This window comes from Alteromonas sp. H39 (assembly GCF_047556435.1).
GTDB lineage: Bacteria > Pseudomonadota > Gammaproteobacteria > Enterobacterales > Alteromonadaceae > Alteromonas.
On the sequence record NZ_CP180210.1, the window covers coordinates 4099043 to 4124116 of the forward strand.

Here is a 25074-nt window from a genome sequence, read left to right on the forward strand (position 1 = left end):
GCGCAAAAGGCTTGGCTAAAATTAGGAACAAAGTGACGCAAGCCAAGCTTTAAGCGTCCTTTTTTGAAGCGATTGTTCTATCACATTGTCTTAAAACATAATTTTAGTTCGTGAACTAGGATCTTTATTTAGAATAAGGTCGACTTCATCAATCAAGCTATGGTTGCTAGCAAAAAAATCATTTAATGTGTAAACCTTATTTATTTTCTTCGGCTGACATCCTGTATCACTATCCATTATGCTGAATAGTTTACCTTTAGATTTGAAATATATTTCATATGAAAGACCATATGACTCAGATAATTTTTCGTCACATTCATTAAGGCGTTGATTTATCATCCGAGTTTTAAAGTAGTCGATACTTCCATAAGCTGATATCAGTGCTTCCTTTACAGTTATTGACTTATCGCGCATTGTCCAAGAGAGTATACCTTGGTAAACGTCTGAGTTACCATCTTCACGTTTTATCTCGATAATTAACCTTGGAATTCTTTCTGACTGTCCTTCTTTTTTCAAATCATAAACTAAACCAAAAAAATTTAACGGGTTATAAATAAAAATATCCGCAATATCATTTGGTGCCAAGGTGTTTAAAACATAATCGACTTGATTTCGCCAATTAGAATTTGACTCTAAAAATGCGTCTAACTTTTTTCTAACCATGTTAAATTGATAGGCTCTATGAGGTGTTGTTTTAACCTTGAACCCATATGGATGATCGCCAGTAAAGCCACATGCCATTGCTAACATATCATCACTATCAAACAATAAATCAGAAAACATTTGCCCAAAACCTATAGCTTCTTCATGCTCCCAAGTCTCCAGTGTATTACTTAAACTATGCAATGCTAAACCAGTATATTCCCCTGAATCATTATTTAGCCTGACTTGATCTATTAAAATTTTACTTCGCAATTCATATTCTTCACCTTCTTGTTGCCATAAATACAAGATATCACCAATATCGAAATGATGTTCTTCTAGATTTCTAACCGGTAATTTTGATAATTCTTGATTAAGACGGTTTGTATCCGTAGTGAACATAGACCAAGAAAAACCAAACGGATGAATTACACTTGAATCAGTACCCGAGTAATCCATTTTAATAACAATGCTATTGCATGAAGGAAGTTTTCTCAAAAGTGAGCAAAAATCAGTATATGCATCATCTCGCTCTTTCGCGTCAAAAAACTCAAAGAATATAAAATTTCTAAGCGGGCTTAAATCACCCTTATTATATTTAGCTAATATCTCTTGAAATAACGGAGGTTTTTTTGGTGTATAAACAATACTGTAGCCTTTAAACTCGTATTGAGATACTCGAGAAAATTCGTCAAAAGCTTCTTCTAGTTCTCTCCACACTGTTGAAACAACTACACAGCGTATTTGACTTTCTTCTAGTCTATATTTACTTTTCAACATACTAGCATACTTCATTAGTTGTTGAATTGCAGACCTAGCCGTTTGATCACTTTTTTTTAGTTCTATTAACGTAAAACAGCCAAAATCATCTTTTGCTAAAATATCAACATAAGCCTTTCTTCCATTAGGCATAATTATATAGTGCTCTTGGTTAATAACTTTAAGGCTAGGATCTAATAATTGGATATGTTCAGCTAAATTTTCTCTAATTTCAGACTCTTTGATTGCCATAATTCGTCAGAATGTCCTTGTGATATAACAGCTTATTACTGAGACTTCATAATAACACCGGTTCTCCCTGAAAAAACATGTTCTGTGTTTTCAGGGGAAGGATTAAATGTCTGCTATACGTACCGAACTGACTGCCAATCTCATTCAAGCTTTGCGATGAAAACTCTTACAGCTTTTGCAGATTGTTTGTATCCGCTGTTATCGTTGTAATAGGTTTGCCGTTCCCAGAAACACCGTAAGCGTAGCATCAACGATTTCTTCCAGTGATACCGCGTAGCGACTTCGTACCCACACGATTCCCGCATTTATCACAGCCCCGGCAAGCGCGGCCCCCACGTACTCGCGCTGTGTGTTGTCACTCGTCGATACGCTTGTGCCAGTCGGGCTCAGATACCCCATCAGTAACTCAGCAAAATCTGCGGTATAGCGACTGTATACGGCTTCTACCCGCGGACTGACCCCAAGCACTTCACTGTGCGTGATGCGCGCAAATTCCGGCTTCGACATGGCGTTGAAAAAACAGGTAAGTCCTGCCCGGATCCGTTTCTCCGGGCTCTCGCTGGCAGTATCGAGCTCCGCTTGTAGCTGCTCACGGAAATCGCTCATCAGGGTTTCATAGCAGGCAATCAATAAGTCTTCCATATCCTGAAAAGACTCATAAAAATAGCGGTTGGTCAGCCCGGTCTGGGCAGTCAGTTTACGTATAGTTGTGGCCTGAAAGCCTTCGTTGCCAAACAGGATAATGCCCGCGTCAATAAAGCGCTGTCGTCGGTAGGCGGCACGCTCTGAAATGGCGACGCCCGAGTATGTTCGTTCAGTCGCTGATGCTGGTTGGGTGGACGCTGTGTCATTCATGGCCAGTATATTACGCATTGACATGCAGGTTGTCACAGCATACATTGAAGTGACAACATGCGTTATCACTTTTAAGCGTTGTCAGCATGAATTCAGCATCCCCTCTTTCTCAGGATACCGTCGACGTCGTCATCATAGGTGCCGGTATTTCCGGTATTGGTGCCGCCCGGCACCTGAGTAAAGACAGCCCGGCCCTCAGCTATACCATCATTGAAGCGCGTTCCGATTTAGGCGGAACCTGGGATTTGTTCAACTATCCGGGGATCCGCTCTGATTCCGATCTGTTTACCTTTGGCTACGACTTCAAGCCGTGGAAAGAAAAAAAGGCGATTGCTGACGGCCCGTCAATTAAAGCGTATATCCGGGAAACGGCAGAAGAAAACGGTATCGATACGCACATTCGCTTTCTTCACAAAGTCACTGGCACCAACTGGGACTCAGAACATCAGCACTGGGAAGTAACAGTAACTCATCAGGAAACCGGGGAAACACAGGTTATTCACGCGCGCTGGATATTTAACGCGTCGGGCTATTATCGTTATGACAAAGGCTATAACCCACCGTTACCGGCGGAGTCTGCATTCAAAGGCCGTATCGTGCACCCGCAGCACTGGCCGCAGGATTTGGATTACAGCGGCAAAAAGGTGGTGGTTATTGGCAGTGGCGCTACCGCCGTCACTCTGGTGCCAGCCATGGCCGACTCCGCATCACATGTCACCATGCTGCAGCGTACACCATCCTATGTATTACCGGTCCCCCTTGAAGATCCGGTAGCCAAACTCTGTAAGCGCTGGGTGAGTGAAGACAAAGCCTTTGCAATCGCCAGAGGGTTTAATATTGCCAAACAGCGATGGGTTTACACTTTTTGCCAGCGTTTTCCTAAGCTTGCCAGAAAGCTAATACGCTACTTCAACAAAAAGCTGTTGCCTGAAGGCTATCCTGTGGATGTACATTTTAATCCGCCATACGACCCGCGGGAGCAGCGGCTATGCGCCGTTCCAGGGGCAGATTTATTCAAGACTATCTCTTCTGGAAAGGCCTCAGTGGTGACTGATCATATCGATCACCTGACTGGAACAGGCATTGTTTTGCGTTCTGGTGAACAAATCCAGGCGGATATTATTGTGAAAGCGACAGGGCTGAACTTGCTTCCTCTGGGCGGGATTAAACCGCATATTGATGGTAAAGAAGTGAAATTAAATCAGTGTGTCACGTACAAAGGCATGTTACTCAGCGGTGTGCCCAACTTTGCCATGGCGGTAGGGTACACAGCATCATCCTGGACGCTGAAAATTGGCCTGCTGTGCGAGCACTTTACCCGGTTACTAAACTATATGCAGAGTCATCAATACGTTCAGTGCACCCCGCAGGCAGATCCGGCAATGGCAACCCAGCCCGTGCTTAATTTTGGCGCCGGCTATATTCAGCGCTCTCTGGACCAGCTTCCCCGGCAGGGGACAGACTTCCCGTGGACCATGTCATGGAACTACGCCTCAGACGTGAATATTCTGCGCAAGGGCAGAATTGATGATCCGGCACTGCAGTTTCAGGCCATGCACCGTAAGACTTCTTAAGGACTTTTGCCATGAGCATCGCTTCACACCATGAACAATTCGCTGAGTTAAGCAATGGCACAACGCTCTGCTACTCAGAGCATGGCGATAAGAATGATCCTGCGGTTATTCTTATCGCCGGACTCGGCCTGCAAATGGTGTACTGGCCAGCCTCGTTTATTCAGGCTCTGACAACAGCAGGGTTTCGTGTAATTTGTTATGATAACCGCGATGCCGGACGCTCGTCACGCAGCAATACACCACACCCCAGCACGTTGCAACAGCTGTTGGGCAAAGCGCCCAAAGAGTGCTACGGTCTTGAGCACATGGCCGACGATACCGCCCTGTTACTTACCCGGCTAGACATCGGTCAGGCACATGTTGTCGGCATGTCCATGGGAGGAATGATTGCACAGACATTGTCTTACCGCCATCCGGAAAAAGTGGCGTCGCTGACCTCTATCTTCTCCACAACAGGTAACCGTCGGGTAGGCCAGCCAGCAGCTTCTACACTGTGGCGTCTGGCCCGGGCAAAATCTCCGAATACGCACCTGGAAGCCATAGACAATTACTGTGAGATGATGAACCACATCGGGGATAAAAACGCACCTCACGCTCTTCTGCACTGGCAGCAGTATGCAAAGCTTGCTTGGCAACGTAATGGTTCCCGCTCAGATACCCGCGCCCTGCAACGTCAGATTGGGGCTATCATGCGCTCAGGCGACCGAACTCAGGCCCTGGCAAAAATAAAAGCTCCGGCCCTAATCATACATGGCGATGTAGACCATATGGTGCATCCCAGCGGTGGCGAGGCAACGGCCCGCGCCATTGGGCACGCCAGGCATATTGTTATTGAAGGAATGCGCCATCAAATTGATTCAGCGCTGTCTCATCGGCTTGCTCAACATATACTTGATCATATTCAAACAGGGGCTTCTGATGCAGCTTGATAACCAAACGGTCGTGCTTACCGGCGCAGCCAGCGGAATTGGTCGTGCCCTGGCGTTGCTGCTGGCAAAGCAGGGTTGTCATCTCGCACTCATTGACTGCAATGAGAATGGGTTGAATGACACCCTTGCGTCGCTGCCCAAACTGGGACGACGTCACAGCCTGCACGTGGCAGACCTGGCAGATCGCGACGCCGTGGAGGCGCTGCCTGACAAGGTTACTGGAGAACACGGTACGGTAAACATGTTGATCAACAACGCCGGGGTGGCCATTGGAGGCAGCTTTGAACAGGCCTCTGCAGACGATTTCGACTGGTTAATGCAAATCAATTTTCATGCGGTGGTGAGTTTGTGCAGGGGCTTTTTACCCTTACTAAAAAGCAGCGCGTCACCAGCAAAAATTGTTAATGTTTCCAGCCTGTACGGGCTAATAGCCCCTCCGCACCAAAGTGCGTACAGCGCCAGTAAATTTGCTGTGCGCGGTTTTAGCAATGCGCTGCGCCACGAACTGTCTGGCTCCAATGTTAGCCTGCTGGTCGTGCATCCCGGCGGCGTTGCCACCGATATCGCGAATAGTGCGAAAGCCCCAGAGGGTATCTCACCGGAAGAGGTTCGCCTGCACAAGAAGCAAATGAATAAACTTCTGAGAATGCCGCCAGAGAAAGCGGCTGAGACAATCATCAAGGCGATAAGGTCAGACAAGCACCGGGTAATTGTCGGTTTAGATGCAAAGATAGTCTCGGTAATCGAAAGACTGATGCCGGTGAATTACTGGCGAGTGATTGAAAAGCTGACCGGTCGCTAGCCATAAAGGCGGCTCTACACGCAGATAAAGCGTGGCGTCGGCTGTACGTGCGGCGAGTAAGGTTGCACAAAAGGCAACGGCGTTTGCCTGTCTCGCTATTTCACTCCTAACCTCTAGCTCAATATAGTATGGTCTGTCATCTATCTGTCCGATAGCTACCGCATGCTGCCGTCATTTGGTTATACAGAAAAAAGCAAAGTCGCTGCGCATAAGGCAACTATACCAAGGTAGAACGCGTACAGGCTTTTTCGCGCCGTCTATGGACAATAAGAAGGACAGCCGATAGCCTGAAACCGGAAGACAAAAAAAAAGCCAATTGATAAAGGATTAACGAATGAAATTTTTAAGTGTCGCCGTTTTCTTCATGTTGCTTATAACTCAAACGAGCAATGCAAACGAGCAACCCGTCGCAACAGTACTTGACCAAACCATATCTCCTTCAGACCTGATTCGTGAAGATGGACAGCAAATCCCGCTCACGAGATTGATCATTCCAACCTTGCTGCAGCACTATAAGGCAGACAACAACCTTTCCTTTGAGCCAACACCAGAAGAAAGACAACGTTTTATAGTATGGTTCAATAAGCAGAATGCCGATCACGAGGAAGACACCAGGAAGAGAAAGCAGGACACTCTCGCGCAAATAAAAGCGCTTGCTAAAGAAAACGGCTTATCGAAAGAAGAAACTGAAAAACAAATAAATGCCTTTTTAGACATGTCTGCAAATCAGCCCCCTATGGACGAGAGAATGGCTGACTTTGTTCTACCGCACTGGAAATCCCAGGTGTACTTTTATAAAAACTACGGCGGCGGCCGTATTTTATGGCAACAACGGGGCACAGAAGCTTTTGACGCGTTTCATAACTGGTTAAAGTCACAGGAAGAGAAAGGTAATTTCAAAATTTTTGCACAAAAAGACAGAGACGCCTTTTATGACTACTGGAATAGGGAAAGCAGTTTTCTTACCAGTGATGAAGAAGCCATAAACGAAGGATTCTTACAGCCCCCCTGGAGCCGTTGAACACCGAACCCCGGTGTTAGCCAGAACGTTTACCGGGAGATATGTTTTTCGCTATATGACATAAAGGCTGTCAGCTTCCGGGCGTCTGCTCCCAAGCCAACGTGCAGTTTCTTTTGCGTAAAAGCGCTATCCTGGGCATTTCCACACCCTGTAAAGCCCCAACATACCGTTGGGGCGTGTTCGACCGGGCCCTATTCAGCGCCGATGTGATTATCTAAAAATTCAACTAGTGCGCTGTACAACGCTTTGCGCTCGGCTTCGTCATACACACCATGGCCGGCTTTGGAGAAATTGTGATAAATAGCCGGATTACCTGCCTTGGTTAAGGCTTCCTGCATCAGGATTGAGTTCTCTACCGGAACGCGCTGGTCTTTTTCTCCATGTAACAACATGACGCTGGCTTTTATCTTATCCGCATGTTCCACAGGCGAAAAGTCGGTCAGCACTTTCATGTCTGTACCCAGCACTTTGTTAAGATAGCTTTTGCCCCATTCCCGCGTGAGGATGTCGCTCTCATCAAAGCCATAGCGAAGATCGTACAATCCCACGTAGCCGATGGTGCATTTATACATATCAGGCTCACGGATAACTGTCATCAGTGCTGCGTAGCCCCCGTAGCTGCCTCCGTAGGCACACACCCTGTCACCATCCACTTTGCCTTGTTCAATAATAAATTTAGCTGCTTCGTTAATGTCGCGGATCATGTCACCACCCCATTGCAGGTAGCCCATTTCCTCAAACACTTCGCCGTAGCCACCGCTGCCCCGGAAATTCACCTGAAGCACGGCGTAGCCACGACTGGCTAGCAACTGTACTTCTGAATCAAATGACCAGAGATCGCGCGGACCGTGCGGACCACCATGGATCACAACCACCATGGGCGGCTTATCGGCATCTTCTTCCAAGGTAGGCATCGTCAAATACCCACTCACGCTAACGTCATCGCTGGTTGTGAACGTGAAAGGCTGCATGGTATGCATTTGCCGTGGATCCAGCCAGGAACGGTTCGCCCACAGGAATCTGGCGTTCATGGTTTCAGTTTCGAAGATGTAGTACTCGCCAGGGTTAATGTCGCTGCTGACGCGAACCAGAATGGTTTTACCATCGTCACTACGACTGGTGATAGTCACGGTCTGATTACCGAACGCATCTACCAGCATCTGATGCAGTTTGATCTGCTGATTCTCTGTATCGGCATAGTGATAAGCGGTTTTTCCCGGTTGCGTATATGCGATAATAGGACGGTTGGTGTTGCTGTCAGCTGTCCACCCCATGATGTCGGTTTTGACGTCGTCAAACACCGGCGACAACTCTCCGGATGCTAAGTCCAGCTCGTATAATGTCTCAATTTTCTTCTCGCCAAGCGGGCCTGTTAAGTAGGCTTTGGTGCTGTCATCAGAAATCGCGACAGGTGTCAGATCCAGGTCTGTATTGAAGGCAGTGTTTATATCCAGCCATTCTTCGCTACCACTTTTACGATACGCCGAATGGAATTCAAATTCCTCGTCCACCCAGGTAATAAAATTTACCTCGCCGTCTCTCGTTGCCAGCGCATTGGCGCCCTTCTTAGGAAGCGTTTCCAGTTCCCGTTTACGCCCGTTATAAATGTTCAGGCGGCTGATAATCGGATGTTTTTCACGGGTGTCGTAGAGCATGTTGGCCCGCTGTGTCCATGGATGTTCAATGATCAGAATATGGTCGTCGTCACCCTCAAGATGACTAATGATGTAAGGCGTGGCACGGCTACTCTCACGCTGCGCGATTCTTGAACCTTGATGCTTGGTTCCTGCACGCCAGCCATACAGAAGCTCTGCTTTGCTGCCGTCAATATTAGTCGCAAAAATTTCACTGGTAGGCATTGGCTGATCGTAGCGTGCGTGCTTTTCCGCGTAGCGATAAATCACCCGCTCATTATTGATCCAGTCAGCAGAATGAATTTGATCGCCCTCAGAGGGCCGCACGCCACCAATGAACTTCATGGTTTCAGCTTCTAAAAACAGGATCCCTACAACCCCGTCTGCTCGCGCACGCGCTACCAGATGTTTGCCATCAGGGGAAATTTTCATATCCAGATAGTCGCCGTGGCGAACAAAGTCTTCGAGAGGAACTTGCTGAGCAACGCAGAATGGAGAAAGCGCAAGTGCGCAAAGAAGTACAAGGAACTTCATCACATCTTCCTTAATGTTACGGTATGGTTTTAGAATTATTATGTAGTTAACTGTACCGATTTACTGTTGTTAAGCCAATCGGCAAAACAAATTTTAATGTTTTCCTGTATTGCAGGTAAAGCAGCAGTCAAACGGGATGCAATCACATTTAAATCAGCAACATACGTACTACCCGCCATCATAACCCGATATGTTTGCCACTCCGGCGTTGCTGCTGATGGCGTATATAGTAAGCAAATTGATAGACCGAACGGACAGGCAGAAATTGTGGTAGAGACTCACTTGTCCATTAAAGCCTTGAATTAACAATTATGTGCCGACGACGGTTGGCACTGATCAAACCTTGCAACGCCTTGCTTTAGGCAGATGCAGGTAGTGCTTTTTCCTTTCTCATCCCAATCTGATAGTTCTCATCGCTGTAGTTGCACTATAGTTAAGACGATGTGCAAGGGTTTGTTCATCGTTGCTATACACTTTTGCAGCGAATTGTCAGTGATTTAGGCAAGCCGGCGTTCACGCAGTGTAGCCACTCTACATTAGTGGGTGATAACACAGCATAAATCACTAACAAACGCTGCCCGCGGGGTTCGGCTAAACGTGTTTTGCTTTTTGTTCCGCCTCATTTGCCTGGATGACTAGGCCATGATTGGCGCGTCGCTACCAAAACGCGTTTATCCCTAACAAAATTAGTACGGCAAAGATCAACAGACCCTGGTAACCACTACTTACCAGGTTGGGGTGAGATATGAAAAAGACCTCCTCTCAAAAGAGGCAAACGCCGATATCTGAACACCGGTTTTTCTTTGCTTCTTCATTAATGTGTCTGACCGTTGCACTCATTGGCTTCGGGCCTGGGTTTGTTCATGCCGTTACCACTGATATTACCGCCGTCCCACTTCGCATCCACCTGCACGGAGCAGTGATGATGGCGTGGCTGTTGTTGTTTGTACAACAAGCCCGGTTGGTGAAGCGTCACTCAGTACGACTGCATAAACGCATGGGCAAACTGTCCGTTGTATTGTTTTCGATGGTGATTATTTCCGATGTCGTTATTTCTCTTAACAGCCTGACGAAAGTCGTTCCCCCGCATATTGATACACTGATTAATAACCTTTTCTCGCTTCAAGTTGTTGCTGTTTTGCTGGCGCTGACATTTTATTCAATGGCGATTTATGCAACCCGCAGCGACCTCTCTGCCCACAAGCGGTATATGTTGATCCTGGCGATTCTGTTTCTGGAAGCCGCTTTTGCTCGCATGCAGTATCTGCCAGGTCTGAATTTTCTCGACAATGGGGTAGTGATGGCGCATGTTTACCACAGCCTGCTGTTTGCGCCGTTAATTGTTTATGATCTGAGTCAGCAAAAGCGATTGCACCCGGCAACAGTTAAAGGCCTCACTATCATTATTGTCGGTAAGGGTTTTACCCTCTGGGCCTGGGACAATCCTGCCTGGCTTACCTTCGCAAACCATATTGAGGGCTACATACTGCCTTTCTGGCCTGCTATGTAAGTACCTGCCATTTTCAGCAGCGCAATTTAAGACGGGTCAGTGGCTTACAACAGGTAGTTATATCGCTCCTTGTTATTCGCAGATTAATTATGTCTATTTAAAACAGCAGACATAAAAAAACCGGAGCAAACGCTCCGGTTAAACCCTCCAAGGGACACACTAACCGGCAGTGACACGCGCCGGTAAGAAAAGCACAGGAACATTCAAACCTGTGCCTTTCCCATGGTCTTCTTTATTCGAAGATATAACGCACACCCAGTGAGTAGCGCGGGCCGTACTGGCGAGCAAACAGGAATTGCTCTTCGTAACGTCCGTAACCTTCTTCAGTTTCATTATTCAGGTTGATACCTTCGAAGAACACTGTCAGGTCTTCGGTAATATCGTAGTGAACACTTACGTCCCACTGACCGTAGCTACGCGCAAACTGCGGAGGCGCATCAGATGAACCCTGTGCCTGACCCACACCAATCAGGTAAGAGTCACGCCACGCGTATGTCAGCTTTGCAGACCAGCCATACTTTTCGTAGTAAAGCTGCGCGTTGGCTGAGTCACTCAAACCAACCAGCGGCGCTTGTTGTGTCAGGCTGTTTACGTCAAATTCAACGTCGCCATCCACGAAGGTGGCGTTTACGCCAACACCGAAGCCAGACTCACCAAACAAATGCTGAACGGCCATTTCGATACCGTCAACAGACTTGCTGTCCGTGTTAGTTGGCTGGCTGATGTTCCAAACAATCAGCGGGTCTGAAGAATCCGGTGAAATAACACCGTCTGCATTTCCGTGACCATTTGCCAGCATCTGCGCGTAAATCGCGTTGCTGTCTGCCTGCTCGCCACGCGCTTCGATATCGGCAATCGCTTGCTGATAGCGCGGTCCATTAAAGATATCGCGCAGACCATCAACCGTGGTTTCTGTAATTTGCGTCTGGATAAAGTTATCTACGTCTTTTCTGAAGTAACCAATAGCGGCATAGCTGCCTTCATCGTAGTAGTACTCCAGTGCCAAATCGATGTTAGTCGATTCGAATGGCAGCAGATTGGTATTACCCTGACCACCGGTACGTGAACCCGGCTTAGGACTTCCGCTCAGCGAGCGACCGCCAGCCAGATTACCCAGCGGCGCACGAGAAATCGTTTTGCCCCATGAGAATCGACCGATTAAGTCATCAGTAATATCAACACGCACGTCGAACATTGGCAGGAAGACGTCGTGGTTACCTTCTGACTCTAAGAAGTTATCCGCGCCACCCGTTTCATACTGCATGATCCACTCAGATGCGCTCACCCAGTTAACCTGTTGTTCAACGCGCTGACGAACCGTACTGGTCACGTCCGTTTCTTCATAGCGAACACCGGCGTTCAGCGTTACCGGGTACCCTGCTACGTCAAACTCCCAGTCAGTTTGCAGGTAAATACTGTTGGTAACTTCTTCAACGTAACTTTCGCTGTCGATGCCATCGTAGTACGGGTCAACGACGTAAGCGTTGTCGCCCATCAGCTCTGGTGTCAGGAAAGCTGCCTGACGCGCAATCGCTTCGTTAAAGTCGTAGGTATAGTAGTAAGACGGCATCAAATCACTGCCACCGCCGGCGAACTGGTCAAGCAGTCCGGCTGTGCTGTGCAGCGTAAACATGCTATCCGGGAAGATTTCAGGGTATGCCGGGTTGAAGCCGGGGCCACCACGCAATCCACTCCACGCCTGGAAGCCACCCATGGTTTGTTCCGTGCGTGCAACACCAAACTTCACTTCTACCATTGGAATATCAAAGGCAGAGTTGTACCACTGACCATCTAGCTGAAATTGTTCAATCTCAGATTTACCAGGGTTGTAGATAAACTGACTGAAGTTAGAGTCAATCTCTCCCGGCTGGAGTACGGTTGAGCCGTTCTGCCAGTTGATATAGGCATGCGGCACTTCACCGGTACGGTAGTCGTAAATCTTGCTGATTAGCTTGTCAGAACCCAGGATGATCTGGCCATTTCCGCCCAGGCCGCTGTCGCCGCCATTATCCACTTCGTTGCTGGAATCGTGATAATCAAACGTGAAGCTTAAGTCTTCGTTGTAACGCCAATCGATATTGAGGCCCAATGAACGTGCTTCTACATCTGTAGTTTCACGGAATGCCGTAAAGGAGCCATCGTTGCCGCCAATATCGGCGTACACGGCGGTACCATTTTCATCCAGCTCATAGGCGTTAATGTTCCCGCCAAATTCGTTCCAGATCCCCCAGCCAATGCTGTTTAAACCTGTCGTCGCATTGCTGCCGGTATAGTCAGCAGTGAATGTCAGGTCATCATTCGGCGCGTATTGCAGCGTAACCTGTGCATTGGTGCGCTCACGCTCGACGTTGTCGATGCCGTAGTTCATGTCTTTCGGGAAGAAGTGGTTACCAATCGGGTTACCTTCTTCATCCAGAGCTCGTGGGTCTACCACGGTACCACTGGGGTCGCCCGGAAGAGCTACGTTCGCCTGCCAGCCCTGAATGTTGGCTTGCTGACGCTGAAAGTCGCGCTGCTGGTGAGAGACAGAAAACGCAAAGCCCAGCTTGTCGTCAGCAAAGGTGTTGCTGTAAACCGCTGCGACTTCTGGTGTGACGTCGTCACCTTCTTCATTTGACGTATCGTGAATGGCTTTACCCATTACCGAGAAACGCTGACCCGGGTTATTAAGCGGCTTTGTGGTAACGATATTTACCGTTGCACCAAGACCACCACTGGGATATTCCGCACGTGCAGTTTTGTATACTTCCAGGGTAGATACCCCTTCAGATGACAGGTTTTCCAGGCTGTAAGACCGGGTGTAGCCTGTACCTGGCATTTGACGGCCGTTCAGGGTAATCAGGTTAAATTCGGGTCCAAAGCCACGTACGGTAATCTGGCTACCTTCACCGTTTGAACGGCTTACCGATACACCGGTAATACGTTGTAGTGATTCCGCCAGGTTGGTATCAGGAAAACGGCCCATCTCTTCAGCAGAGATAGCGTCCATTACACCATTGTTAGAGCGTTTGATGTCCATGGCGCGGATCAGTGAGCCGCGAATACCCTGAACTTCAATCACTTCTACGGGTTGTTCCTGTGTATCCAGATTGTCGGTATCGGCATTTTCCTGCGCAACAGCCGTGTGCGCGCCCGCGCCCAGCAAGACTGCCAGGGTTGCCGCTAAGCGGGTTTTATTAAATGTATGCTGTGTCATAGTTGCAATTCTCATTCTACATTCGGTTCGCGTGTCGGGGCCTGATGCGGCCCCGGCCTGTTGTCATGCCAATTTTTACTGTTCGGCAATCACTGCGTTGTCAACGCGATACACGGCACCTTCGCCCGCTCCCCATGCTGGGAAGATCATCACGACATCAATAGCACTGGTGTCAAGGCCCGCTGCCGCTAGTGCCTGAAGGCTAAACGTGTAGGTCTGCCATTCGCCCACTACCGGTGCTACACCTTCCATACTGTCAGACAACGGTAACTCAACGGCTGAGCCGGCATCGTTAGCTTCGATTTTGAATAGCCACTGTGCATCTGGATTATTTGCGTTCGATACGATCTTCATCTCGAACTGCACCACGCCGTTTTCAAGCAGCATAGAAGCGTCATGGTAGACACCGTCAGCGGCAAGGAAGCCCATAACTGTTGGTGTTGCGCCAATTGCAAATTCCGCTACCGTGCCATGGTCTGCATCATCTTCCACTTCCAGCGGGGTAGAGCCTCCACAACAATCCCAGATTGACCAGTTTGCTGCTGCGGTGTTACCAAACAGCGTAACCGGACCACTATTTTCCTCTGCAGGTGTGTAAATTTTCACGTTATCGATGCGGTACTGTGCCCCTTCACCCGTGCCCCAGGCAGGGAACATCATCAGCACGTCAATTGCAGAAGGATCAAGACCTGCACCAACCAGGTCAGCAAGGCGATAGGTATAAGTTTGCCATTCACCGGTTACTGGCGTAGCGCCTTCCATGCTCTCTGCCAGTGGCAATTCAACCGCTGAAGAGTTGTTATCCGCTTCTACTTTGAACAACCAGCTTGAGTCCGGATTAGCAGGCGCACTCACCACTTTCATGTCGAACTGAATAACACCATCTTCGGCAATGGAGCTGGCATCAAACGGCACACCAGCGCCACCGGCATCAGTGCGGGAGTTAAAGCCATTCACAGTAGGCTCTGCACCCACAGTAAATTCAGCTACCACACCATGGGCTGGATCTTCATCCATGACTTCCATTGGCGTTGAGCCACCGCAACAGTCCCACATTGGCCAGTTAAGGTTTTCTTCGTCTTCAAATACCACAAGCTGTGGCAATTCCTGGGCAATTTTCACTTCGTCTAGCTGATAAACCGCACCCGCGCCTGCACCCCAAGATGGGAACACCATGATGACGTCAATTGCAGAAGGGTTCAGACCGGCATCTACCAACATCTGCAGCGGGAAGTCGAAGCTCACCCATTCGCCCACTACCGGAACAGTGCCAGCCGGGTTACTTGCCAGTGGAATTTCTGCCGCAGAGCTGGCGTTGTCGCTTTCAACTTTGAACATCCATACCGCATCCGGGCTTGATGGTGCACTCACGACCTTCATGTCGAAGCTTACGCTGCCATTTTCAACCATTGGCGAGGCATCGAAAGGAGACGCTTCACCTTCAGGATCGGTGATGAACTCGCTGCGCGATACGAAGCCGTTAACGGTTGGTGCATCATTTACATAGAACTCATAAACGTCACCACGATCGGCATCGGCAGTCAGCGCCGGTGTAGAACCGCCACAACAATCCCATGCTGGCCAATCCGGATTTGGCGTGCCATCAAAGATTGTCAGATTTTTTGCAACCGCACCTGCAGGTGGCGGCGGAGTAGGCGCTGCACCTTCAACCAGTGCATCGTCCATGCTGTCGTAGCCAGGGCGAACGGTTTCACAACCTTTACCGGTGTCCATGTCAGATGCACACTGATATACGCGCACGTAATCAATTTCGTAAGTCTGACCGTTGGCAAATGCCTCGGCATCGATACCCAGTTCATTCACGTTTTCAGGCCAGTCACCGCCAACCGCCAGGTTTAGCAATAAATGGAACTCCTGATCAAATGGGGCAGTGTCCCAGTGTGTTTTGAGTTCACCAGTGCCTTGATCAAAGTATTCTGCATACCAGCCACGGTGCGCCAGACCAAGGGCATCACCGTCACGGTTGTAAGTCAGTTCTGACTGACGTTGGGTGGCGTATAAGTAGTCGTCTACGTACCAGCGAATTTCGCCTTCCTGCCACTCAATAGCGTAAGTATGGAAGTCGTCTGCCGGGTTTGCCCCCTCTGGCAACAAGTATTCTTTGCCAGAGCTATCGTTATCAGGCCATGCCTGACCGTAATGCAATGTGCCGTGCACATAGGCTTCTGGTGTACCGTCTTCGCGAGCCGCTTTCAGGTTTACAGCTTCCATGATGTCAATTTCGCCTGAACGCGGCCACTCACCATAAACGTAGTCAGTAGGCAGCATCCAGAATGCCGGCCAGCTTCCCTGACCGGAAGGCAGTTTTGCACGCATTTCAAAGCGACCGTATTTGAAGTCGGCCTTGTAACGGGTGTTCAGTCGGGCTGATGTGTAAGGCTTTTCTGCGCCTTCTTCCGCAGGCAACGCAACAATGTGCAGGCTACCGTCAGAGACAAATGAGTTTTCTGCACTGTCTGTATAGCATTGCTTCTCGTTGTTACCGCCACCCTGACAGTTTATTTCGTGTGTCCACTTGTTCTGGTCAATGGATTCACCGTCAAACTCGTCACTCCAAACCAACTCCCAGTCGGTTACAGGTACAGAAGGATCGACAGTGGTAAAGTCGGATTCAGTTTCCGCGCTTCCACCACCGCACCCTACCAGAGTGGCAGCGGCGACAGCGGTAACAAGCCGGGAAAGTTGTGTTGCTGCGTGTTTCATGTGTTCAGCCCCGATGATAAATGTCTCTCGCTTTCTTCTTGAAAGCTTTCTATTGAATATGGAAGCGCTTACATAAATATCGACAACAGATCCTGTAAGCGCTTACAAAAGGATATTTCAAAATTTTGACAAAGTAAAACCAAATTAACATTAAATTTACCTTGCCTCGTCAATCACGCACTCATAAACATCACATTTTCTTTACAAATACAGTCAAAACGTAAATTTACACTGACAGAAAAACCCACGAAGAGCATGTCAAAAAAAAGACTAATTCATTTACTAATCAGAAGCTTATTAGGAGCCACTTTTACTTCAAACAAACGTAACCTGACGCTTTAATCACTCTTTTTTGCCTTTTTCCATCCGCGCAGCGTTCACATACTGTTCACCTTAACGCAGCCTGACAGGTAATTAGACGTGAGTATTTGCGGGTACATCAGTGAATAGTGCCAGGCTTTGCGCAACAGTTTTGTCAGCAGGGACGCATCAAGTAAGAGAAAGTGAGGTGCAACAACGGTAAGGCAGCAATATCAGATGCTGAAGGCATAGCACGCAGATGCCATCAAGCAAAGAACATTGCCAGGCAATTACCGGATGAAAATACCCGTCGTCTGGCAATATGTGCAGCAACAGTGTTTCTATACGGGCTCCTGCCAGTCTGAAAGTAACGCAGAAAGACGAAGACAGGCTCAGGTTGTGGCCACGTTTTTCAGCTTCCCGGCTTTACTTTTACCAATAAGAAAGCTGGCGCAGTATTACCAGTATACCGACTATATTGACCACAATAGTTAGCCAGAAAATAGTACGAAAGGACGTTTTTACCGTTTTATGACGTAGGATATGCTGCGCTATCCAGGCGCCAGGCCACCCTCCCAACAGGGCTGCGATATGAAGATTAGCCTCAGACACACGGCGCTGTTGTTTTCTGGCAGCTGATTTATCTTTCCAATACATTACAAATGTAACCAGATTCAGTACCACAAGCATCGCTGCGCCGGTACGCAAGTCAGGAAACAACCACGCTACGACCGGCAACACCATGAGAATTATCAGCGGGAGCACCGGTAAGCTGGCCGCGCGTCGCTGCTTTTTTAACGCTTTGGTTTCGGTTCGCGGTGCACTGGCGTGACGTTTCACTCCCATCAGTTTGATACGGGAAGCCTGTAAGCGCTGGCGCTCTCCCACTTCAACATGAAAGGCAATATTGTCTCCTTCTCTGGGCCTGCGCGCAGGGCGCTGAAACGCAGAGATATGCACAAACACCTTTTTTTGACCGGTTATGGTTACGAAACCATACCCTTTATCATCGTTCCATTGATATAACGTTCCCTGATGACGCACAAATATCCCATCCTGCTTGTCGTTTACGCGAGCTTACGCGACTTATGGCGCAACAACTATCGTGTTCTGACTACCGGCTTTATCGTGTAATAACGACGCGGCAGATTTTTATCCGCTGTGTAACGGGTGTTTACAAGCTCGCCTGGCGGTTACTGACATTGTCTCATTCTTAGTGACATTACTCCCAGTGGCTCAGCGACACCGGCAAAACGTGGTCCGCGTGATCCCCCTTATCCAGGCTTTGCTCCGATTCAAGAGAAAGAACAATACGTTCCAGGCCTTCCAGCGAATCGCAGAGCGTGACCGGAGGTACCTGTAATGCGGCATTATGTTGTTTAAGCCACTGTTGCATTGTATCAGTGTCTCCTTCTGACAACGCGTACAGCAGATGGTACATGCGGATAAACGAAAGCTGGATACGGTGTTGGACAGTGTCGCTTTCAAACCCTGTCCACTGAGAGTTCGCAAGCACCGACTCAGGTACCGACAGCAGTTCCGCCGCCTGAAAGCGGCTCCAGCCAAGCTCTTCGTAGGCCCAGGTAAAAGCTTTTACGACCACTGCAGGTGGACTTGCGTGCTGGTTGATTGTCATGCGCTGCTGCCTCTACTTCCTGAAACATAAAAAAGGTGTTGTGAATGCAGTATGTTTACGTACCGGTAGATGCGATTTCTGTTCCATTTATCAAAAAAGAGTAAAAAATGTGCTGCTGGCAGCAGGCAGTATTACCAGAACGCCAGGGTGGGGTTACGCAATGCGGGCGAAATGGGCCTCTGCATGTTTGGCGCTTGAAGAAAATCCCTCCGATGCTAACCACGCCGACGCATCCTGATAAGTACTGAAAAATGACACGGGAAGGGGAGTTTGGTTATACATTCTTTCTAATTGTGTTCGGGTGGATGTTTTGACAGAGGAACGGCCTATTACCAGCGCAACCGCTTGCAGACCATTATCAGCCGCCGCATTTATGCGGGATAACAATAACGACTCGGCTTCAGGAATAAGCAGGCTCTCACCGATGAGCACCACGATGTCTGCCCAGCGCTTACCGATAAGTGGCGCAACTTCCAGATGATAATCCCGGCTGAATGCACTAACGCACTCCCTATTCCACGGGCCATAAGCATGAGTCAGCAGTTGCTCGCCACATAAGGTGATCAGATATTCACCATGAACATATTTCATTTTCGGGCTCTCTTTATCCGTTTCGTCACAAACATGAAGAAAATACATTTAACGCTTACTGAATAGTCGTCAGTGAAACGCACCCTGTCAATGCGTTAGTAAGTCAGTTCAGACATATCGACCACACTGGAGGCTTTGGTTTGGGAGGAGATAACGGCGGGTAATAGCGAAGACTGCCCCATAGTCGCGTCGCAAAAAAAGAAAGGCCGAAAGGTATAACCCTCACGGCCATTCATGCCTGCCTCTTTGTGCGCAGCGCTACGCTGCTATGACTTTGGAAAGTGAAGAAAAAGAAGGCTGAGTCTGAATATCTAACGGCAGCTTAAGGGTTCTTGCCACGTCGCTTACGCTGATAACGCCACGCACTTCGTGAGCGTCGCGGTCAAGTACCAGACAGTGTTGCTGACCATTATCTTTAAGTGTTTCTACCACGTCACCCACGCAGGAGCGGGTCAGCTCGTCGTAGTCAAATGACTGCAGTGACGTTTTTGAACGCAGAAAGTCTCCGGCACGTAACTCTTCTCGGGCAAGCCCTAATTGCGTAGCTTTTTGCATAATCGCTTGTTCGGTTAAATCGTTAAGTGACACGATACCGACAAACTGCCCCTTGGCATTCAACACCAGTTGCATTTTGATATGCGATTTTTTCATCAGTCTTTCCAGCTCAACAGCGGGAGTATCGAGATCAACCACATGGGGAACATGCTGTTTAAAGTCGGTGAAAATTGTCATCGCTGATGATTTCAGGGTGATGGCATGCGAAACCACTGGCCACGCCAGTTTGTCTACAGATTCAGTCTGATATAAGTGTAAGCTGTGCATAATACAGTCCTCATTAACAATAAATTGATTCGCGGCATAACACCGCAAGCGCTGATTGTTAATGAGTTACCGGTGGGGCACGAATGCCGTTAAGGGCATACCGTGAAGGCTGTATCGCTTGTTGATTATCAAAGTGCTGATATAAATGTTGCGCCGCAACATCTGCATACACGCGGTTGCTTAGTGAGTCCTGCCCGTCAGATCCTTCATCCGTTGTTACGGTGTTGTCAGCAACGTCAGACAGAACCGCACTGATAAGGCTGAGATCAGACTGCGCAATAACGCTGGCATTGTCATCCGCTGCCGCCACCTTTGCAGGTGCCAGTATCATCAGCAGAACAATTAACCAACTCATATGACGCATTCACATACTCCGCTAAGCGCGATGCTGAAGTACTCTAGTTATTAAGAGTGTAGATTCACGCTTATAATTCAAATATACGACTGTTTTGCGAATAAGGAAGTACCGTTTAACGATAAAAACGGTTATTTGGCGCATTATTTTTATACTTGCCAGTAGTCAGCCTAGAAAAACCGTCTTTCATCTTATCAGCGGTCATACTTAACCATGGAAGCACGGTAACAGTGACATCGGTTCTAGGCCTGACGTACTGCTTTTATGGGCGGGACATCTTTTGGCTACAGGCATCATCGATGGCAAAGGCCAGAAAACAAAAGGAATGTGTGATAAGGCTACTTGACACTTTTTGATACCAGTGTGATCAACACGACGCCGATAATAATAAACGCTATTCCAACCATGGCGGCTGCATCCAGCTTTTGACCAAATACCAGCCAGCCTATTAGCGCTACCAGTACGATACCGACGCCGGCCCATACCGCATAACTGATCCCTACCGGAATAGCCTGAATAGCCTGCGCCAGGCAGTAAAAGGCCACACTGTAGCCGGCGATAACAAAAAACGTGGGCATCCATTTGGTCATTCCATCACTGAGTTTAAGCGCCGATGTGGCAGCTACCTCAGCAATGATGGCTACCGCCAGAAATACCCAGTATTTTGTCATTCCTTATTCCCTTACTTATGCGAGGCGCGCCTGTATGAACTGCGCGCCTCGCATGTCAGTTAACGTTGCCGCGTTAATGCTTGATCGACAACGACAGTCTTGCGAGTGTTCAGTGCAGTTTTAATTTAGGACTTAAGGCACTGCTTAACTTGCGATTGAGTATTGCCAGTACACCACGTAATTTTCCATGCACTGCGAACTGATGCATATTATACAGCGACACATAAACCAGTTTAGCCAAACGTCCCTCAATAAACATGCTGGAGTTCACCAGCGCGCCCATCAGGCTGCCCACCGTACTGTATTTACTTAAATGCACCAGCGAGCCGTAATCTTTGTAATGAAATGACTTCAATGGCTTACCCTGAAATTCACGTTGCAGGTTGGCCGCGGCTGTTGACGCCATTTGATGCGCTGACTGTGCGCGGGGCGGTACCCAGGTATCATTGGGTTGTTTAATACCGCAACAATCACCAACAACGTAGATACGGTCGCTGACGGTACTTTGCAAAGTTGGTTTCACCAGAATCTGATTGGCCCGGTTAGTATCAAACAATTCCAGTGAAGTCAGAAAATCCGGCGCTTTGACGCCCGCCGACCACACCATCAGATCGGCATCGATACGACCACCGTCTTTGGTTACAAATCCGTTTTTATCAGCCTCTGACACCATAGTGCCTTCCATCACACGAATTCCAAGCTTCGTTAGCGCCTGTCTGGCTGAGGTTGCAATGCGCTCAGGCAGCGCTGGCAGTATTCGTTCACCCGCTTCAATAATAGACACTTTCAATCGCTCAGCGGACATTTCCGGCATGCCGTAAGCCTTTGCCAGATTCGCGACGTGATGCAGTTGCGCGGCCAGTTCCGTGCCAGTGGCGCCGCCGCCGACAATGGCAACATTCAGTTCGTGCTTTTCCACGCAGCCCTGATTTATGCGCAGAAGCTGGTTTAGCAGTGCCCGGTGAAAGCGCTCAGCCCCAACAAGGGAGTCCAGCGAGTAACAATGCTCCAGCACGCCGGGGGTACCAAAATCATTGCATACACTGCCAATAGCCAGCACAAGATGATCGTACTGAAGTTGGCGTTCAGGCAGGATCTGCTCGCCTTCGTCATCATAAATAGGCTCCAGCTGAATGGTTCTGGACTGCGCATCAATGTGACACAACGAGCCCAACTGAAACTGATAATGATGACGTGCTGCATGCATGGCGTAATCCACGCCATCTGAATGCTTGTCGATAACCCCCGCCGCGACTTCATGCAGCAGCGGCTTCCAGATATGCGTTCGGCTTTTGTCGACGAGTGTTATCTCCGCCTTACCTTTCTTCCCGAGCGTCCGGCTCAGACGGGTAACACATTCCAGCCCGCCAGCACCACCGCCCACTACGATAATTTTTTTCATGAGAGTTCCAGATCCAATTATTACAGGTAACGCATCGCACAGGGCTGTGCTTTGTGATCCGATTCGCGAAACATAACAACCGTGACACAGGCAAATGCAATAATTTACCTGTAGTAACTGGCAGGGTTCTCAGTCAATTCAGACATGCGCTCCGGGAACAAGCGAATGTCTGACGCGACTGTTACGCCACCTCACAATATGTATTGCAAGGCGCCGTAAAGTAACATGGCCTGACCGTATTATCAGGCGAGGCTTCTTGTCAGCTTACCACTGATATTCAGCGCTGACCATGGCATGGCGAGGGAGTCCGGGAAAGTAGCGATCACCACTGAAACCGGAGTAATCCGCCCGTTCTGCATAAGCTTCATCAGTCAGGTTCAGGATCCGCGCATACACGGTGAGATTATCTGTCACGCTGGCTGAGGCGCGCAGGTGAAACAAGTCATGACCTTCATACTGGTGCAGATTTTCCGGGTCTGTGAAGTACTCATCGACATGCTGCCATTCCAGTTCAACCCGACTGTTCGCTGACATGTTCCACCCTAAACGGGTATTGGCCAGTGTTCGTGGCGCAGTATCAATATCGTTTCCCTCAATATTGATATCACTTAAGATCTGCTGATGCTCGTAGGTGTGTCTGGCGTGGGTTGCGGCTACAGCCAGATCCCAGTCAGGCGTAAACTGATAGCGTAGCTCTACTTCAATGCCCCGATGCCGGCTTTTGCCATCGTTTACATTAAAAAAATCACTGTCACGGAAAATAAAGTTATCCTTGTTCATGTGATATACCGATACTACATAAGACAGTGCATCGACATAGCCCTTCACACCAGCTTCTACATTTGTGACGGTTTCACTGTCTAAATCGGCCGTTTGCTGATCGCGCTGCAACCGGTACAGCTCAGTAGCCTGCGGTGCCCGGTAACCCTGGGAGAGATTTGCATAAAATCGCGTATTGTCAGAATACTGATAGCTGACTCCCAGTTTCGGACTAAGATTGCTGTAATGATTGTTGCCACTGGGTGGACGGGAATAACGACAGCCGCCGAAACCGCACTCAGTGCCATCATCGCGGGTTCGCCCGGCAATCATTTTGTTGGTGTAGTCATAATTCATATATTCGTAGCGCGCACCTATCGTCACTGTCCACGCCTTTTGCTCCCACATCAGGGAAGCAAAAGGCGCTACTAAGGTCGCATCGACCTGATAATCATAATGCTGACCTTCCGGCACGGTCGCTTCAAGAAACGCTGAACCCTGTGTAGGGCCATCCTGGAACTGCTGCAGCCCGCCTTCGGTATACTCGTAGTCTACACCGACGTCCAACCGCCAGTTCTCATTCAACGGCTGCTGGTATTGCGATTGCAGACCAAACCCTTGCTGGCTATTTTTCTCAAGCGGCGTGCCTGGCAAAAAGTGCATGCGAAAATCCATGCTCTGGTTGCGGAAGTATGGGGTTATAGACAGCTGGGCACCGTCTGTCAGGTCCCACTTTGCGTTTGTCCACAACCGCACTGCGCGGTTTTTTCTGAACGCATCGGGATTTTCGTTACTGCGCGCAAGATCTTCCACCTTATAACTTTCAAATCCGCTAACATAACCTGCAGTATCCTGATCCAGGTTGGTAAAAGTAAATCCGGTAGTCAGGGTCATATCATCGGTGTCGTAACGGTGTCGAAGGTTGACTTTCTCCTGCTGCACACTCTCACCATCGCGGTATCCACTATTGTGCGTAATACTGGCATTAATACCAATGCCACTATCACCAAAATCCTTACCTTTACGAAGCTTGGCGCGCTTATATCCGTAAGCACCATAATCGACACCTATCATCCCCGCGTCACGCGTGGTATCAGGGGTAATGACGTTGATAACCCCATGGACCGCGTTAGAGCCGTAGAGCACCGAGCCCGGGCCCTTCAGTACTTCAATACGCTGCGCCATTTCTGCATGCGCTTCAAAAAGCTCATTGATATTACAAAATCCGGCGGCCCGAAGCGGAATGCCATCCTCTGCGGTTAATAGTCCTCCGCACGCCCCCGCACCGGTAAATACCTGTGAACGCAAAGCCGGCAGATATTCCTGCCCATTCCCACGCTGTACACCGGCACCAGCAACAAACTTCAACACTTCTTCAATATGCGACGGAGACACCAGCTTTATATCACCTTCATCCACCCGGCTGATCACTACCGGCATTGTCTCATCAGCGGTTGCCAGACGAGAGCCGGTAGTGGTAATCCGCTCAATGTTCTCCAGCCCGGTGTCGTCAGCCTGCACACCGTTCGCGCCGATCAGTGTCAGCGCTACGCTCAGTGATACCAGGCTTTTCACTCGCCAAGAGTATGGTCCAGCAAATAAAACGTGTCGAAATCTCATAACTACCTCTTCGCCATGCCCCTTTACAAAGCACGACATACTATTAGTTCACAACGCTTTTCGTCGTGTAGAAAAACATCAGGGGTTTTCCAGCACTTACGTCGGCAGAAGTACTGTCATTTCAGGATGATGTTATGTGCACTTTACCGCCATACGCGATCGAATACGCATGACTACGACTAACGAACCAATTCTGTGGACAGGTTTAGCTTTTCTGCCCTGGCGGCTCATAAAAACATAAGACTTTTTATTCTTTCTGCTTCGTACGTACCGACAGGCAAAGAATGATCAGTGGCAAAAACAAGTGTTAAGGAAATGCTCGTATATCGCATCGCCGTTACCTGTTTTACAGATAACGCGATATTCCCTTTTATTCAGGCTGAGCAGGTATTAGTCAGTTCAGTGTAACGCGGTAACGACAACCAGACCGGCCCCGTCAGCGAGTAACTTTATAGCGAACCGCCAGTTTCCACCTGCACAGGTTGA

Annotated in this window: 19 protein-coding genes; 5 read left to right on the forward strand and 14 right to left on the reverse strand. The window is 48.8% G+C overall.

Annotation, left to right across the window (positions count from 1 at the left end; genetic code table 11):
* Positions 1-90 precede the first annotated feature (90 nt).
* Positions 91-1653 (reverse strand): endonuclease NucS domain-containing protein, encoded by a 1563-nt coding sequence (locus ACLBLI_RS17905; protein WP_414828890.1) that lies wholly within the window; start codon positions 1651-1653, stop codon positions 91-93.
* Between the two features lie 198 nt (positions 1654-1851).
* Positions 1852-2526: a TetR/AcrR family transcriptional regulator gene (locus ACLBLI_RS17910; RefSeq protein ID WP_414828891.1), complete on the reverse strand. Its 675-nt coding sequence runs from the start codon at positions 2524-2526 to the stop codon at positions 1852-1854.
* 68 nt (positions 2527-2594) lie between these two features.
* On the opposite strand from ACLBLI_RS17910, the gene ACLBLI_RS17915 reads away from it, so the two are divergent.
* The 4 genes from ACLBLI_RS17915 to ACLBLI_RS17930 all read left to right on the forward strand — a co-directional run bounded on the left by ACLBLI_RS17915 (position 2595) and on the right by ACLBLI_RS17930 (position 6834).
* The gene (locus tag ACLBLI_RS17915) at positions 2595-4082 is read left to right on the forward strand and encodes a flavin-containing monooxygenase (RefSeq protein WP_414828892.1); all 1488 of its coding nucleotides are present in this window, start codon (positions 2595-2597) and stop codon (positions 4080-4082) included.
* Positions 4083-4093: 11 nt separating this feature from the next.
* Positions 4094-5011: an alpha/beta fold hydrolase gene (locus ACLBLI_RS17920; protein ID WP_414828893.1), complete on the forward strand. Its 918-nt coding sequence runs from the start codon at positions 4094-4096 to the stop codon at positions 5009-5011.
* Positions 5001-5813 carry an SDR family NAD(P)-dependent oxidoreductase gene (locus ACLBLI_RS17925; RefSeq protein WP_414828894.1) on the forward strand — a complete coding sequence of 271 codons (813 nt, stop codon included), beginning with the start codon at positions 5001-5003 and terminating at the stop codon, positions 5811-5813. Before ACLBLI_RS17920 ends, ACLBLI_RS17925 begins: the two co-directional genes overlap by 11 nt.
* Positions 5814-6147: 334 nt before the next feature.
* Positions 6148-6834 (forward strand): hypothetical protein, encoded by a 687-nt coding sequence (locus ACLBLI_RS17930; RefSeq protein WP_414828895.1) that lies wholly within the window; start codon positions 6148-6150, stop codon positions 6832-6834.
* A 191-nt stretch (positions 6835-7025) separates the two neighbouring features.
* Here the strand turns inward: ACLBLI_RS17930 and ACLBLI_RS17935 are convergent, their stop codons facing one another.
* Entirely contained in the window at positions 7026-9002 is a 1977-nt protein-coding gene (locus ACLBLI_RS17935; RefSeq protein WP_414828896.1) for an alpha/beta fold hydrolase, read from the reverse strand.
* Between the two features lie 745 nt (positions 9003-9747).
* Here ACLBLI_RS17935 and ACLBLI_RS17940 point away from each other — a divergent pair.
* Positions 9748-10512, forward strand: a complete 765-nt coding sequence (locus ACLBLI_RS17940; RefSeq protein WP_414828897.1) for a hypothetical protein — start codon at positions 9748-9750, stop codon at positions 10510-10512.
* A 232-nt stretch (positions 10513-10744) separates the two neighbouring features.
* Here the strand turns inward: ACLBLI_RS17940 and ACLBLI_RS17945 are convergent, their stop codons facing one another.
* The 11 genes from ACLBLI_RS17945 to ACLBLI_RS17995 all read right to left on the reverse strand — a co-directional run bounded on the left by ACLBLI_RS17945 (position 10745) and on the right by ACLBLI_RS17995 (position 24588).
* Entirely contained in the window at positions 10745-13708 is a 2964-nt protein-coding gene (locus tag ACLBLI_RS17945; RefSeq protein ID WP_414828898.1) for a TonB-dependent receptor, read from the reverse strand.
* Between the two features lie 75 nt (positions 13709-13783).
* Positions 13784-16432 carry a family 16 glycosylhydrolase gene (locus tag ACLBLI_RS17950; RefSeq protein ID WP_414828899.1) on the reverse strand — a complete coding sequence of 883 codons (2649 nt, stop codon included), beginning with the start codon at positions 16430-16432 and terminating at the stop codon, positions 13784-13786.
* Positions 16433-17164: 732 nt separating this feature from the next.
* Positions 17165-17776 (reverse strand): DUF1294 domain-containing protein, encoded by a 612-nt coding sequence (locus tag ACLBLI_RS17955; protein ID WP_414828900.1) that lies wholly within the window; start codon positions 17774-17776, stop codon positions 17165-17167.
* Positions 17777-17954: 178 nt separating this feature from the next.
* On the reverse strand, positions 17955-18368 hold the full coding sequence (locus tag ACLBLI_RS17960; RefSeq protein ID WP_414828901.1) for a hypothetical protein: 414 nt from the start codon (positions 18366-18368) through the stop codon (positions 17955-17957).
* Between the two features lie 153 nt (positions 18369-18521).
* Positions 18522-18959 (reverse strand): hypothetical protein, encoded by a 438-nt coding sequence (locus ACLBLI_RS17965; RefSeq protein ID WP_414828902.1) that lies wholly within the window; start codon positions 18957-18959, stop codon positions 18522-18524.
* A gap of 95 nt (positions 18960-19054) precedes the next feature.
* Positions 19055-19195, reverse strand: coding sequence for a hypothetical protein (locus ACLBLI_RS17970; RefSeq protein ID WP_414828903.1), 141 nt, complete (start codon positions 19193-19195; stop codon positions 19055-19057).
* A 22-nt stretch (positions 19196-19217) separates the two neighbouring features.
* Positions 19218-19781 carry a CBS domain-containing protein gene (locus ACLBLI_RS17975; protein ID WP_414828904.1) on the reverse strand — a complete coding sequence of 188 codons (564 nt, stop codon included), beginning with the start codon at positions 19779-19781 and terminating at the stop codon, positions 19218-19220.
* A gap of 58 nt (positions 19782-19839) precedes the next feature.
* Positions 19840-20145, reverse strand: a complete 306-nt coding sequence (locus ACLBLI_RS17980) for a hypothetical protein (protein WP_414828905.1) — start codon at positions 20143-20145, stop codon at positions 19840-19842.
* Positions 20146-20474: 329 nt separating this feature from the next.
* Positions 20475-20807 carry a DMT family transporter gene (locus ACLBLI_RS17985; protein ID WP_414828906.1) on the reverse strand — a complete coding sequence of 111 codons (333 nt, stop codon included), beginning with the start codon at positions 20805-20807 and terminating at the stop codon, positions 20475-20477.
* Positions 20808-20916: 109 nt separating this feature from the next.
* Positions 20917-22209, reverse strand: a complete 1293-nt coding sequence (locus ACLBLI_RS17990; RefSeq protein WP_414828907.1) for an NAD(P)/FAD-dependent oxidoreductase — start codon at positions 22207-22209, stop codon at positions 20917-20919.
* Between the two features lie 264 nt (positions 22210-22473).
* Positions 22474-24588 carry a TonB-dependent receptor gene (locus ACLBLI_RS17995; protein WP_414828908.1) on the reverse strand — a complete coding sequence of 705 codons (2115 nt, stop codon included), beginning with the start codon at positions 24586-24588 and terminating at the stop codon, positions 22474-22476.
* Positions 24589-25074: the final 486 nt, after the last annotated feature.